14 protein-coding genes are annotated in these 14136 nt (G+C 64.6%); 12 read left to right on the top strand and 2 right to left on the bottom strand.

Going from position 1 to position 14136, the window contains the following annotated elements; all coding sequences use genetic code 11:
• Nucleotide 1: 1 nt before the first annotated feature.
• Complete coding sequence (locus CBM2586_RS30155; protein ID WP_012354571.1) at nt 2-349, bottom strand: TrbC/VirB2 family protein; 348 nt, start codon at nt 347-349, stop codon at nt 2-4.
• An 18-nt stretch (nt 350-367) separates the two neighbouring features.
• The gene (locus CBM2586_RS30150; RefSeq protein WP_012354570.1) at nt 368-1417 is read right to left on the bottom strand and encodes a CpaF family protein; all 1050 of its coding nucleotides are present in this window, start codon (nt 1415-1417) and stop codon (nt 368-370) included.
• 354 nt (nt 1418-1771) lie between these two features.
• On the opposite strand from CBM2586_RS30150, the gene CBM2586_RS30145 reads away from it, so the two are divergent.
• From CBM2586_RS30145 to CBM2586_RS30090, 12 genes are all read left to right on the top strand, one after another.
• Nucleotides 1772-2479 carry a VirB8/TrbF family protein gene (locus CBM2586_RS30145; protein ID WP_012354569.1) on the top strand — a complete coding sequence of 236 codons (708 nt, stop codon included), beginning with the start codon at nt 1772-1774 and terminating at the stop codon, nt 2477-2479.
• 15 nt (nt 2480-2494) lie between these two features.
• Entirely contained in the window at nt 2495-3406 is a 912-nt protein-coding gene (locus CBM2586_RS30140) for a TrbG/VirB9 family P-type conjugative transfer protein (RefSeq protein WP_012354568.1), read from the top strand.
• A gap of 14 nt (nt 3407-3420) precedes the next feature.
• Entirely contained in the window at nt 3421-4644 is a 1224-nt protein-coding gene (locus tag CBM2586_RS30135) for a TrbI/VirB10 family protein (protein ID WP_012354567.1), read from the top strand.
• Nucleotides 4637-5440, top strand: coding sequence for a transglycosylase SLT domain-containing protein (locus CBM2586_RS30130; protein ID WP_012354566.1), 804 nt, complete (start codon nt 4637-4639; stop codon nt 5438-5440). Before CBM2586_RS30135 ends, CBM2586_RS30130 begins: the two co-directional genes overlap by 8 nt.
• A complete protein-coding gene (locus tag CBM2586_RS30125) occupies nt 5437-6714 on the top strand; it encodes a TrbG/VirB9 family P-type conjugative transfer protein (RefSeq protein ID WP_012354565.1) in 1278 nt (425 codons plus the stop codon). The genes CBM2586_RS30130 and CBM2586_RS30125 overlap by 4 nt, the downstream gene beginning before the upstream one ends.
• An 11-nt stretch (nt 6715-6725) precedes the next feature.
• Entirely contained in the window at nt 6726-7148 is a 423-nt protein-coding gene (locus tag CBM2586_RS30120) for a lytic transglycosylase domain-containing protein (RefSeq protein WP_026163867.1), read from the top strand.
• Between the two features lie 79 nt (nt 7149-7227).
• The gene (locus tag CBM2586_RS30115; protein ID WP_018003857.1) at nt 7228-7677 is read left to right on the top strand and encodes a toxin co-regulated pilus biosynthesis Q family protein; all 450 of its coding nucleotides are present in this window, start codon (nt 7228-7230) and stop codon (nt 7675-7677) included.
• Nucleotides 7674-9344: a type II secretion system protein GspD gene (locus CBM2586_RS30110; RefSeq protein WP_012354562.1), complete on the top strand. Its 1671-nt coding sequence runs from the start codon at nt 7674-7676 to the stop codon at nt 9342-9344. Before CBM2586_RS30115 ends, CBM2586_RS30110 begins: the two co-directional genes overlap by 4 nt.
• 15 nt (nt 9345-9359) lie before the next feature.
• Nucleotides 9360-10034: a type IV pilus biogenesis protein PilP gene (pilP, locus tag CBM2586_RS30105; RefSeq protein WP_012354561.1), complete on the top strand. Its 675-nt coding sequence runs from the start codon at nt 9360-9362 to the stop codon at nt 10032-10034.
• Nucleotides 10035-10037: 3 nt separating this feature from the next.
• Nucleotides 10038-11279, top strand: a complete 1242-nt coding sequence (gene pilO2, locus CBM2586_RS30100; RefSeq protein ID WP_012354560.1) for a type 4b pilus protein PilO2 — start codon at nt 10038-10040, stop codon at nt 11277-11279.
• Nucleotides 11276-13081 (top strand): GspE/PulE family protein, encoded by a 1806-nt coding sequence (locus tag CBM2586_RS30095; protein WP_012354559.1) that lies wholly within the window; start codon nt 11276-11278, stop codon nt 13079-13081. Before pilO2 ends, CBM2586_RS30095 begins: the two co-directional genes overlap by 4 nt.
• Complete coding sequence (locus CBM2586_RS30090) at nt 13078-14118, top strand: type II secretion system F family protein (RefSeq protein WP_012354558.1); 1041 nt, start codon at nt 13078-13080, stop codon at nt 14116-14118. Before CBM2586_RS30095 ends, CBM2586_RS30090 begins: the two co-directional genes overlap by 4 nt.
• Nucleotides 14119-14136: the final 18 nt, after the last annotated feature.

Raw genomic sequence — 14136 nt, 5'->3', positions numbered from 1 at the left:
GTCAGAAGCCGGTGCAGGCGGCCACAATATTCAGCGTCTTGAGGATCGACGGTGCCGCCGCGGCGAGGCCGACGCCCACGCACGCCCCCGAAATGAACTTGGACAGGCTCGACTCCGCATTGGCATAGGCGTACGCGCCGAGCACGATGACGATCAGGCCAATGACGAAGAGGTACTTGGTGTTGATGAAGGTGGCGATGCCACAGATGAAGTTGCCGAGATTGCCGAGGAACGAATCGTCCGCGGCGGCGGCGGAGGTGGCCACCGCCATCATGCCGACGAGCAACAGGACGGAAGGCGCGTACTTGCGTGCGGTGGCGCGGGCGCGCAGGGAGAACTGGGGGGTCATGCGGAGGGACTCCTGAGGTTAGAAAACGCGTTGGAATTCGTAGTCGTTGTTGCGAAATCCCTTGATCTCAATGATCTCGGAGAGCACACGCATGTCGCCCGATCGCTTCATGTGCACCACGTAGTGAATGCAGTCTGCGATGAGCCGGCGCATGTCCTCGACCTTCCAGCCGGAGCCGGGTGGAATGCCGAGGAGCGCCATGCTTTCGAGACGGGACAAAGCCATGCGTGGGCTTGGTGCGTGAAGAGATCCCATGCCACCGTCGTGGCCGGTGTTGAAGGCCTGGAGCATGTCGTATGCTTCACCGCCGCGGACTTCACCAACGAGAATCCGGTCGGGCCGGAAGCGCAGGGAGAGCGCAATCAGATGCTGCGTGGTGACCCCCTTGTCGGCGTTGGATAGCAGGCGCACAACGTTCGGCACGCTGGGCTTGAGTTCGGTCGTGTCCTCGATGGTGATGACGCGCTCGTCCGGCGGGATCTCCCCAACCATGGCGTTGAGAAGCGTGGTCTTGCCAGAGGACGTACCGCCTGCGACCAGGATGTTCTTGCGTTGTCGGACAAGCTCTCCAAGGGCCTGGGCGAGCGCTTCGTCCTCGACGCGACCGGTGAAAATGGGTGTTTCGGCTTCCGTGCGCGCGTGTCGCGAGGAGAAGGCACCGGCCTTCACGTAATCCGACAACCGCATGTTCTTCTCGCGATGGCGACGAATGCTGAGTGCGTGACCCTCGATCGAGGTCGGCTGCATCACCGCCGCAATCCGCAGGCCCTTGTGACCTGCGTTGATGATGCCTTGTGATGTCCCACGGACTGCGGACTTCTCGACAGAGGAGGCCAGTGACCGGATTGCCCCTTCGACCTTGAAGGGGTCGAGCACGACATCGAGGCGGGTCATGACGCCGCGCCGCTCGACCCAGATGCTGTTGTGGCGGTTGATCATGACTTCTGCGACATCATCCGCATGGATGACGTCGTGCAGCGGCGCCAGCGATTCGAAGAACATCGAAACGGCGCTATCGGCCAGCTGCGTGAGCTGCAGAAGAGGGTGGTTGGCGGACGCTGATTCCATGCCCGCTATTGTTGGCGGGCAAAGCCTGACTTTGCGGACCGAAAGCTAGGCCATTTTCAGGAGCTTTCGATCGAGTCTGCAGCGTGTGGCGGCACCGTCGTCGCGAAAAGGAACATGTTCCCTCCAATATCAGCGAAAGGCGCGGTCAAATCCTGAGCATTCGACGGGGGATGCGCCAATGCTGTCGCTCAGCATGTGCAATCGGCAGAACCGGCATCGGAAGCTCGTTCGCTCGTTAGCATTGAAGGCCGATGCGACAAATATGGAAAGCTCTGCAAAATGGCATAGCTTTCGAGGCCAGGTAGAGGGCAATTCGCTGATTCAATTAGCGGCATCCCAAAGTCCTGCCGCCACATGCTCTTCTCTCGCAAATCCACCGACAAAGCCAAGCCCCTGACCGTCGCGCCGGGCATGTATGGCGAAGAGCGTCCGGAGCAAGTCGTTTTCGATCGGACCACGCGCATCACCGTGGACCGCAACCACTGGAAGCTCGCTACCGCCGGCGCCGCATGCCTCGCGCTCGTCGCGATTCTGACCCGGGAGCCGCCGCCGTCGGTGGTGAAGGTCGTGGGCGTGTCGGCCGATGCGACGGGCAAGCCCATCACGCGCGAACTGGACGCATTCCACCCGGATGAACGGCAAGTGCAAGCTGCACTGAAGGATCTTGTGCAGCGGTGGTTCACCATCGAGCCCATCCTGACGCCGCAGATCGAATCATCGCGCATGGCGGCGAACCTGCGTTCGGTGCGAGAACAGATGCTGGGATCGGCGAAAGAGCAGTTCAAGGCATGGGTGGACGAGGATGAGCCGTTCCGGCAGGTGATGGCATCGCCGACGCTCACACGCGAGCCCCGGTTCACCAACATCGCAAGCCTGCCCGACAGCACGGTCGTGGTCGAGTTCGTCACGACGACAACCGAAGACGGATACAAGCCGCGCAAGCAGCGGTACGCGATTACCTTTCGCTACCAAGTCAAGCCGGCCGACAAGGAGGCCATGCTCGGCACGAATCCGTTTGGCGTGTTCCCCATCTTTTTCTCGATCCAGAAATCCGCGGCCTGAGCCGCGACTATGCCCATGGAAGCCCGTACCCCCTCCCGAGTTCTCCCGCTGGTCATCGCCCTTGGCCTGGCACTGTTGCTTTCCATTCCGGATGGCCACGCTGCGGACAAGACTGGGCGCCGTCCTGGCGCTGGCATTGCCGGGCTGGGTATCGGCGACCTGAGCGACGCCATGAATCCGGGGAATCCGTTCAATGGCGGTGTCGATCCTATCGCGCTGCCGGGTGACTCTCGGCTCGTGGTGTTCACGTACAGCCGGGACCAAATTTTCCGGGTGCTGAGCGCGCCATTGAAGGTCACGACCATCGAGTTTCCGGACGACGAGCAGATCGTTGGCGACCCGGCCTGGGGCGAGAACGTACGTTGGGACTATGACACCGATGGCGCCAACCATCTCTACGTGAAGCCGCAGGCGGCGGGCCTCGTCAATACGCTGTCGGTGAACACGAACAAGCGCAGCTACGAGTTCACGCTGGTGTCGTCGCCTCTGGGCGGTATCTTTTACCAGAAGGTGCGATTCCGCATTCCGACGTCGATCTCGGCCAAGGTCAAGGCCCGCAATGACTCGCGTAGCGAGCAGGCGGACAATGCGAAGGCGACAGAGGGGGGCGATTCGCGTAACGTCGACGCCGTGGCGGTGCCACCGGACCAGCTGAATTTCGAATACGCCATTTCGGGAAGCGCCAGCTTCAAGCCGGAGACCGCTTTCGACGATGGCAAGGCGCTATGGCTACGGTTACCTGCCGCCGCGCTTCAGAGCTGGCCGGTCGCCCTGGTGAAGGACGGCAGCGACTTCGTGGTGGTGAACCAGATCCGTCGCGGCGGCTATCTGGTGGTCCAGCGTCTGGCCGATACCGTTGTGCTGCGCTCCGGCGACGATGAAGTCAGGATCGAGCGTGGCCGTCGTCGCGTGTTGGGGCTGTTCTGATGCGCGGCGCGAAAATGGATCAGGTCACGTCCGTGACCGACGCGCAGGAGCGCACGGTCAAGGGGAAACTCCCTCGCAATGTGCTGTTCGCCCTCGGTGGCATCTCGGCGGTACTGGTCGGTGGGTTGGGCTACTACTTCCAAACCATCACCGACGATCAGCTCGAAGCGAAGGCGGAACAGGCGCGCGCGGATCAAATCAAGCAGCGTGCGGGCAACGCCGACACCGGCCAAAGCCTCGAGGCCGCGATCCGCGCGCAGGCAGACAAGGCCCGCGAGGAAGCGGAGCGGCAGCGCAAAGCCGCTATTGCCCCTGACACGAAAACGCCGGTCATGACCGCATCGGACCTGGGCGGCGGGGCGAAGGCCAGCCCCACCGTGGACCCGAATAAGAACGAGCAGGATGATCTCTACACGGCACCGGTGTTCAAATCGGGCGCGCGCAAATCGCAACTGAATCAAAGCCGGACGCCGCCCGGCATGGCCGATGTCACGGACCCGGCTCAGATGCGTGCGCTGCAGCAGGCGGTGGCGGCACGCCAGGGCGCTGCGAACGCGGCCGCACTGGCACAGGAAGGCGCGACAGCGCCACAGTTGCCCGGCGACCGGCAGTTCCTGCGGGACGCCGGCGGCACGACGACGTTGCGAACCGGCTTCGATGGCAAGTTGCCAAAATGCACGGTCAGCCGGGGCTTCGTCATCCCAGCGAACTTTGCCGGCGGACTCAACTCGGACAAGCCGGGCGAATTCCGCGCCACCGTGTCACAGGACGTCTATGACACCGTGCAGGGCAACTGCAAGGTCATTCCTGCGGGCAGCACGCTGGTTGGCATCTATAGCGCCGACATTGCGGTCGGCCAGGAGCGCGTCCTCACGGCGTTCGTGCGCATGCAACTGCCGAACGGCAAGACCGTGCCGCTGATGGGCATGCAGGGCGCTGATCCGGATGGCACCGCCGGCAATAGCGGCGACGTCAACAACCACTTTCTGAAGATCTTCACCGGTGCGCTGGTGATCGGTGCGCTGTCGCTTCGATTCAACGATAACCCAACCACTACCACCGTCGGGCCGGCGGGGCTGGTCGCCTATGGGAACGCTGCAGGGCAGATTGCCACGCAGACGGCGCAGACCATCCTGAACCGTAACCAGAATATCCGTCCGACCATCACGACCGAGCCGGGGCAAAAGATGCTGGTTCAGGTCAAGCATGACATCGTGCTGGAGCCCTATCGTGACTAAGCGGCTTGCGGGCATGCTCTGGTTGGCTGCCGGACTCATCACTGCCGGCGCACAGGCTGCAACGATCGACGCGGTCATTAGCCCCACTGCCATCGTGGTGAAGGTGGACGGGCAGGCCCGGTTACACACCATGGAAGGAAAGCCGGTTCTGTACTGCGGACTCGATGCGTTCCTTGCTTGGTCGGCACGTCTGCTGGGCGCGCAGGTCGATGCCGGGGCGGAAGCCGGCCCGGTCGTGACACTGGCTGGCAAGCCTGTGCCGATCACCGCATTGCTGGTGCGCGAAGGTTGGCTGCGCCCGTCCGCGCTGAACGATGCCGCTCAGGAAGCCATCGCGGAGCGGCGCGGTGGCTGGGCGTGCGCGCCGAAGACCGAGCCGTTCGCGCAGATGGGCGGCCGCGTGGATCCCAAGATTACAGCGGGCATCGCCATGAACGAGTCGTCTTACCGCGGCCGGCCCTGGCCTTGGACGCTTAACGTGGCAGGACGCGGCATGTTCTTCTCGACGCGCGAGGAAGCCTACGCGGCCATCAACCGGCTTCTGGCCAACCAGCGCTGCGATTTCGATGTCGGGCTGATGCAGGTGAACTGGTGCTACCACGGCAAGCGCTTCGCCTCGCCATGGGAGGCGCTGGCGCCGGCGACGAACATCCGCGTGGCGGAAGACATTCTGGCAGAGAACCTGCAACGAAGCGGCTCTCCGATGAAGGCGGTGGCGTGGTACCACAGCGCGAACCCTGAGCGCGGTGGGCCGTACTTCTCCCGATTCATGAAACACGTGGCGCAATTCCAATGATCAGGTCGTTCATTCTCTCTGCACTGGCGTTGGTGGCTGTACAGGCCATGGCCGCCGACACCGACCCGCTCGATTTCGACTACCAGGTCATTGCGCGCGCCGCCGATCGTCCCGCGATGGTGTTCAACGATGGACTGTCGACCTACATCCAGCCGCGGCACGGCCAGGTCGTGCAAGCCGACGGCGCCATCCAAAATGGCCCGTACTGGGTGATCGACGGCGTGCCGGAGGTGGTCCGCTACTCCGTCAGTGGTCAGCCGGTTGTCGCGCGCTGGAAGCGAGCCAACGGCTTCACGTCCGAGCCGGCAAATCCGGTGGGAGACATGCCACGGAGTCTCGCCGCGATCTCCGGACGACTGGCGATGATCGGCAACTACGCCGGCCAGCCGTTGGTGCGCGCTGGCCGTTCGAACCTGCCGCTCGCGCAGATGATCAAGTCGATCGCGCCGGCGGGGTGGACCGGCACCGCCCAGAAGGATATCTCCCTGACCGACGACGTGGCACTGGATACCCGCGGCGGGGAGAACTGGCTGCAAGCGCTCGCGCGGGTGCTTGAACAGCGCAATCTCTACGCGGAAGTGGACTTCACGCGCCGGAACATTGCGCTGCGTGCCGGACCGCCGAAGAGCTTCTCCGTGGCCGAGACCGGCTCAAGCGCCGCGACACCTGGCGGCGTGTTGCAGGCCGCTCTGACGACGCCGGGCAACGTGGCTGCAGCGCCGAAAGAGCCTGCGGCGCCGACGTTGCCGGTGGCTGGCACGCCGCTGCCGGAAGGGCCGACGTTGGCCTCCGCCTTCGGAGCACTGGCGATCCGTGACAACAAGCAAGGTCGGATCGAGATTCGCTTCGAGCAGGAGCCCAAGGACCTGGTCCTGCGTGACGAGACCGATAGCAAGATCTGGACGAGGTGGGACGAGGCCCAGCGCGTGTTGTCCTTCGCGACCGTTGACCGGTTCACTGCGACTGCGGACGGCAAGGCCGTCGAAGTCAGGCGCTCGCCGGAGATCGATTACGAATTTCCGCGCGAGAACAGCGCCGGCCTGGAAATGGTCTTCGAGAAAGACGGCGCCACCTACCTGAGCTTTGCCAAGTCGTTGGTGAGCGTTTCTGTGTTCGGTGATGAGCATCAGCGCAACGGTGAACACAAGGACCGCTACTACAAGTTCAACGGCATTGCCGCACGCCTGACGGTGATCGCGGACGGCAATGTGGTCTACGTGGACCGCTCGCCGCAGGTGCGGTTCAAAGAGCAGCCGGGCAAGGTGGCACTGTGAAGATCCGCTGGATGGTGGCGCTCACGGCATCCGCCTTGCTGGCCAGCGCAGCTCGTGCCGACTGCCTCGATGATGCCGCGAAGTTCCATGGGGTCAGCCCCTCCTTGCTCCGGAGCATCGCGTTGCAGGAGTCGGGCATGCGGCCGTGGGTCACGAATCGCAATGGCAACGGTTCGGAGGATATCGGCCTCATGCAGATCAACTCGATCCACCTGCCGCGCCTGGGCAGGTATGGGATCACGCGCGCCCACCTGTTTGATGGGTGCATCAATGCCTACGTCGGCGCGTGGATTCTGCGCGAGAACATCCAGCGCTTCGGACCAACGTGGAAGGCGGTCGGGGCCTACAACGCCTCCTCGCCCGACAAGCAGTTGCGCTACGCCAACCAGATTCATGCGCGGTGGCAGGCGCTGCAGCGCGCCGCCTTGCGGTAGTTCCTTCACCTCAACCGAACGCATAGTTATGTGCCAATCCAACCGAACCGTTCGCATTGCCGTCGCCGCAGCATCACTCTTGAGCGGCCTGATCCTTGTGCCGGCGGTGCACGCCTCGCAGCTGTCGAACGACGGCTGGCAGCAACTGCAGGCGCCACGTGCCGCCAAGGCTGCTGCCAGCCAGACATTGCTGGCCGCCAATACACCATCCGCAGGCGCAGCGCCGAGCAAGGCCAGCACGCCGGCCGTGCCGAACATCGCGCCGGCGGCCGGGGCCGTGTTCCGGCTTGTCAAAGGGGAGGCACTTCAACAGCAGCTTCAGAACTGGGCGAGCCGGGCCGGGTGGACGGTGGCCTGGAACGTGCCGGACGGCTGGATCGTGCCCGGCGACAAGGACTACGGCAGCGACTTCGAAAGCGCAGTCAAGCGGGTGGTGGAGGAGCTGGCCAATAACGGCGCCGACGTGGTGGGGGATAGCTGGCGCGGCAATCGCACGGTGATTATCAGCCAAAACGGGATGGTCCAATGATGATGAAGAAGAGCAATGCAGCGCGCTACACCGCGTCCGCCGTGGCGGCCGCCACGCTGCTGTCGGGCTGCGGTGTGATGGAAACGCGCAACGTACAGAACGCCATCGGCAACGAGGCGCACGCCGCATACGCCGATGCGCCTCGCAGCCGCCCGGTGTTCCGGGTGCATGAGGGCGCCTGGCTGATGGGGGAAAAGATCCGCGCCAGCAAGCCGCAGCCGGACATCTACAACAAACACGTGGTGTTCAAGGGCACGCTTGGATCCTTGACGGAAGCTGCAAACTGGATCGCGCAGAGCGTCGGCGTGCGCGCGACCGTGGACGCCTCAGCCGTGGCGTCCGCAACGGGCGGTTCGGCACCAGCGCAACCTGCCGCCGGATCGCGGCCGACTGGGCCAATTCCGATGGGTGGCACGCCCCGAGTGGACCTGGCCGCCCCGTTGGCCGGCGCTTCCGGCTCGGGCCAGGGTGCTGGCATGGCGATCACTACGCCCTTGACCCTCCGTTACGAAGGCAACTTCAAGGGTTTCCTCGATGCCGTCGAGGCGTATTTTTGGGTCTGGTCGCGTTACAACGATGGGACGGTGTCGTTCTTCCGGACGGAAACCCGGACCTTCATGCTGCCGAGCCTCGCGGATGCCTCATCCATGAACGGTTCGATCACCACGTCGGACAGCAGCTCCGGGGGCATGGCCGGCGCCGGCGGGAACGGCGGCAGTTCAGGCGGAAGTGGTGGCCGTAGCGGCCAGTCGATGAACATGTCCGTCGAGATGAAGCCGTGGGAAACGCTGCAGGCGACTGCCAAGGCCGTCGCTGGCGCGAGCGCCGAAGTCGTGGTCGACAAGAACCTTGGCACCCTGACCGTGACGGGCGATCCGGTGCAATGCGATCGCATCGAACAGTTCGTCAAGAGCCTGGCGGCCATGTACGGCAAGCAGGTGGCGATCGACGTGCAGGTCTACGAAGTCCGCGTCACGCGTGAGGACAACTACGGGCTGAACCTGTCGCTCGCCTATCAAAGCTCCGCTGGCCAGACCGGCGTCGCGTTCAGTTCCGTCAGCACGCCGACGATCTCAGGCAGTGCCACCCCCATGAATCTGGGCGCGACCATCATGAGTGGTCCTTTCGCCGGCAGCAAGGCCGTCGTGCAGGCGCTCTCGACGCTTGGCAATGTATCGCAGGTGGTATCGCGCTCGGGCGTCACGCAAAACGGCAAAGTCCTGGCTTTGCAGACCGCCACGCTGCAGGACTATGTCGCGCAGTCGCAAACGACGCTGGCTGCCAATGTCGGTTCCACCAGTTCCATCCAGACCGGAACGGTGACCTACGGCTTTACCAGCAACTTCCTACCCAAGGTGGTCGATGGCCGGATTCTGATGAACTTCGACATGACGCTGTCGGACCTGCTGCCGCTGCAGCGATTCAACTCGGGCGGGGACGCGAACCAGACCAGTGTGCAGCTGCGCACCATGCCGACCAACCGGTTCACGCAGTCGATCACCTTGAAGCCGGGTGAATCGCTGGTGCTCACAGGCCTGCGCAACCAGAAGGCGTCTACGACCAATAACGGCGTCGGCGAGCCGTGGATGGCCGCACTCGGTGGTGGCGTCGGTGCGCTCAAGGGAGACACGGTCATCGCCATCATGATCTCGGCCCGCTTGCTGTAACCCAGAGACAATTCCATGCAGAATCGCGCATTCAATCATCGTTGGCCCCCTGCCGCGCTGGCTTTTGCCGCTACCGTCGGCCTCTCGGCTGCCGCCCCTGCCAATGCGGCGTCGGCGATGTCGAACCCTGTCGCAGCGGCGATCGCGTCGGCGGGAGGCAGCCCAGGGACGTCGCAATCTGGCACCGCTCCGTCAATGCAACCGACGGCTGCCGCCCCAGCGGCGGGCGTTGCGAGCCCCACAGCGACGAGCACGCCCGCGGCAGAAGCCGTCCAACCGTTGCGTCCCACTGACGCGCCGGAACTCGCGGCTTTGCAGTCCCAAATGGCTTTGTGGAAGGCGCGCGCTGAGATCGCCAAGTACAAGGCAGAGGCCAAGCGGGCGGAGGATTCGCTGATTGCAGCTCCTGCCGGTGCGGCGGCGGGCGCCGGTGTGGCATCGATTTCGCTGGCCGGTCCGATGCCGGTCGGCGGCGTTGCAGAGCGCGCACCGCGGCTCGCGCCGGAGGCGCCCCGCGTGGTGTCGCTGCGCGCGTTCGACGGTCACTACAACGCGGTTGTGGAAGTCAGCGGTCGAACCATCCCAGTCCAGGCTGGCGACACGCTGGACGGCGGCTGGAAGGTCGTCAGCATCGACGACGGTGGGGTGAAGCTTGCCAACGGCAAGCGCGTGCGCACGCTGAGGCCTTGAGCGATGGCTGAGATCCTGTCATTCCCCGGACTGAAGGGCAGCTTCGCCATCGGGCTGACCTGGCAACACGAGGAAGCCCAGCCGAGCCAGGGTGTCCTACGCGCGCGCGCGCTGGAACTCGGCCGGAACGTCCGCTGGGGCCTGGTGCATCAAAGCGCGGAAGGGGCCATCCAGACCGGATTCTGCGAAGCGATCGCCGGCGCGAAGCCGGCCGGGCTGAAGCCGCTCGCCGCGGTCGTTGCCGGCCAGCACCGCCAGCCATGGAGGGGACTCTTCCACCTGCAGGGCAGCCTCTACTGGTACATCGCCGTCCGGCAGGGCCACGCCGTCATTGCCGGTGGCGACCGGGTGGGCACCCTGGAGGAACTGGCACCGATCCGGGAGCGGCATCGCGCCCTTGGGGAATGGACGGAGGTAGAAGGGACGATACGGGATCTCGCCAACATGGCGCGGGCTGCAAAGGGCGTGTCGCCTATGCGGGACGTGCTGACTGGACCTTGGAAGTCGACCTCCTATGCGGTGGCAGCGGCAATCGGCGTCGTGGCGCTTCTCGTCGGAGGCTGGTACTGGTACGACCAACAGCAAGCCGCTGAGCGTGAGGCGCAGTTGATGCGACAGCGCGCGGTTGCCGCCGCGCAGCTCGCCAATGAGGCCGCAAGGCAGCGGGCCATACCCTGGGTCGAGGAGGCGATGCCGACCGCCTTCCTGCAGGCCTGTCGCCGCGCCTGGGACCGGCAGGTCCTTGCGGAGGCCGGCTGGACGCTTGCCAGCTGGCGCTGCAAGCCGGCCACGTCGACCGCCCTGACGATCGAAACCACGTGGAAGCGCGATGGCGGCTTGGCTGCCAATGCTCCCGGAGCGCTTTCCACGGACGGCAATCAAGCGACGGCGACGGCGAATGCGCCGGCGGCATTCCTGCCTTCCCCGCGCGCAGTCAGTGCGACAGCCGCCGCGCAGCGGTCGATGTGGACGTACGCACAGGGTAACGGCGTGAGCTTGCAGTTGACCTCGCCGCCCGCGCTGCTGCCGGCAGACGGCAACACCCCGGTCGATCCGTGGCTCGCCATGACCGCGGACATCGGCTTTGGCGCGCCGCCGTGGCTGGGTGTGGGCGAGGGACTGGATGACGTGGCAGGCCTGCGGCTGACCGAAGTCAGCTACGAAGCAGCTGCCCAGTTATGGAAGGGCACCGGAAAACTGTACGCAATGCGGGACGGTGCAGTGCCGCCCGCTGGGAGTCAATGATGGTCAAGACCCTATCGCGCCTGTGGCGCAGTCCACGCAACGCCTCGACAGGGGGCGCCGCACTGGCGGCGCGCGCCGAGCCGTCTGTGAAGTCCGATGCCCTGGCGTTGCCGAAGCCTCCCGAGGTGCTTGAGCCGCATATCCTATACCCGCGCAACCTGCCCGCCACCTTCGACCGTGTCGCCTTCAACCTGAACCATCTGACTGCCGAGCAGGCATCGGCGCTTCGCCAGCGCGCCGCGGAAAGCGGCCTGCATGTGGAAGATGTCGCCAAGGAGCTTGGCCTGACCGATGACAACGTGCAGCAGGTGCTGGCTGTGCACGGTTGCGATATTTATGTGGATGCCCGGCATTTCGGCACGCCGCGGCTTCTGACCTGGGAAGCCAAGCTGCGGCGCAGCGGTGCGGCGCCCCAACTGCGCAAGGTGTCCGCGCAGGAGCTTGCCGTGTTGCGCCAGCAGCGCGGTTCCGGTCAACTGCAGGATACGGACCTGCAGACCCTGACCCTCGCGCGCCGGCTGATCGCGGATTGCGCTGTGCTGATCGCCTCGGACATTCACATCCTGGTTCGCGAGCACCACACCGAGATTCAGGTGCGGATCAAGGGAGATCTGCGCACGGTCTCCGCGCTATCGATGCGCCGCGAGGAGGGTGAACGCCTGATCCGCGCGATGTACACGGGCCTCGCCACGGTGAAGGCCGCGACCTATAACCCGCTGGACGTGCAAGACGCGCAGATCGCCGGCGACGCGCTGCCGGGCACCGGGCTTTCGAGCGTGCGGATCGTGCGTGGGCCCGCTTACCCGGTGGAGAGTGGTGGCGGCTTCCTCGTGGCGCGGCTGCAATACCGGGAGCACCATGAGGGCGCGCTGAAGGCGGACGCGGTCGACGCGGCGAAACGACTCGATCTGCGCTCGCCGAAAGCGCCTGGCGGCGAATTCAAGCTCGGCCAGATGGGCTACACGCCGCTGCAGGTGGACCTCATCTCGCAGCTGCTGCGCCGGCCCATGGGCGTGATCGTCGTGACCGGCCCGACCGGGAGCGGCAAGACCACGACGCTCTTCGAATGCACACGGCATCAGGCACGCCTCTTCCCGGAGAAGCGGCTCATCACGATCGAGAATCCCACCGAATATCCGATGGACTGGGCGATCCAGCTCACCACGGAAAGCGAGCGGTTCCCGGAGATGTTGCGCATGACGTTGCGGATGGACCCGGATGCGGTGCTGTTGGGCGAAATCCGCGGTGTCGAGGAAGCGATCGCGACACTGCAGGCGGCGGCGACCGGCCACCAGGTGCTCACCACGCTGCACGTGACCGACCCGTTCGAGACGTTCTCGCGGCTGGTGATGCTGGACCATGTTCGCCTGGCGATGGAGGTGATCGCCAATCACAACCAGATCATCGGCCTCATTGCGCAGCGGATTGTGCCACTGCTGTGTCCGAAATGCTCTGTGGAGCTGGACAGGGCCCCAGAACCACTGCCGGATTACATGCTCAGTGCGATGCGAACCTGGGGCGATCTCTCGGAAGTCCGAGTGCGCGGCGCGGGCTGCGGTCACTGCCACGGCGAAGCCATCATTGGTCAACAGGCGGTAGCTGAAGTTGTCGTGACCAGCGAGCAGCTTATGCAGGATTGCATCAACGACGGCGTATTGGCAGCGCGGCGCAATCATCGGCGCCGGGAGGGTTCGGACAAGCCCATGATCGCGCACGCGATGGACCTTGTGCTGGCGGGACGCCTGAGCCCTGTCGATGCGGAGCGAAGCGTAGACGCCATTCCGATGAGGGATCAACTATGAACGGGCTGTCTTGGACGATGCGCCGGCGCCTGTATCAACAGGCATCGAGCCAGTTGGAGAATGGGCTGACTCTCGCCCAGGTCATTGAGGACTTCCGGGAGCGGCAAGCACGGCGAGGCCGCAAGCGCGCCGCTGAGGCGGCGCACGAGGTCGGTCGGCAGGTGCGCGATGGCAAGACGCTGATGGCGGCGATGGGTACGAGCCTCAGTGATCTGGAGCGCAGCGTGCTGGACGCCGGCGAGAAGGCCGGGCAGTTGCCGGACGCTATGCGGCTGGTGCTGGATGTGCGCGAACTGACGACGCGTCTGCGGCAGAAACTGCAGGCCAGTTTTTTCGCGCCGGCCGTGTACCTAGTCACGCTGTATGTCGTCCTGCTGCTGATCGGCGGCTACATCGTGCCGCAGTTCACCGATGTGCTGCCGATCGATAAGTGGACGGGCTGGGCATATGCCATGTACGGAATGGGCCAGTTGGCTGTGGGATGGCCGGCGCCGGTCATCTTCGGGAGCCTCGGTGCCTACGCAGTCTGGAGCTGGTGGGCGTTGCCGAGGTGGGCTGGGCCGGGCAGGCGATTCTTTGACCAGCATGTGTTTCCGTTCACGGTGTACCGAGAGATCACCGGATTCAGCTGGCTGATGTCGTTCGTCGCGCTGCTGCGGGCGAAAGTGCCTGACATCGCAGCGCTGGAAGGCCAGATCGGCACGGCATCGCCATGGCTGGCCTCACGCCTGAGGCCGATTCGACTCGGCCTGGCCGATGGCCTGGACCTCGCCGAAGCCATGCGGCAGACCGGGAACGGCTTCCCTTCGCTGGATCTGATCGATGAAATCGGCGCGTATGCCGGCTTTGACGACTTCACCGAGAAGATCACGGTGGCCGTGCGGCAGAACGCCGAAGTCATCGAGCGGCAACTGCTTGCGAAGGGGATGGTGATGTCGGCGACCTTCACCGGACTGATGTTCCTCGCCTTCGTTGTTCTGCAGCTCGGCTCCAACTCGCTCTCGGAGATCCTCACATCTTCCATGGGCAAGCTCTGACAATCGCTTTCGCAATCT

The organism is Cupriavidus taiwanensis (assembly GCF_900250115.1).
GTDB classification, from domain to species: Bacteria; Pseudomonadota; Gammaproteobacteria; order Burkholderiales; family Burkholderiaceae; genus Cupriavidus; species Cupriavidus taiwanensis_B.
Note: the sequence above shows the minus strand (reverse complement) of the source record. Positions and strands in the feature narration are given on the sequence as shown.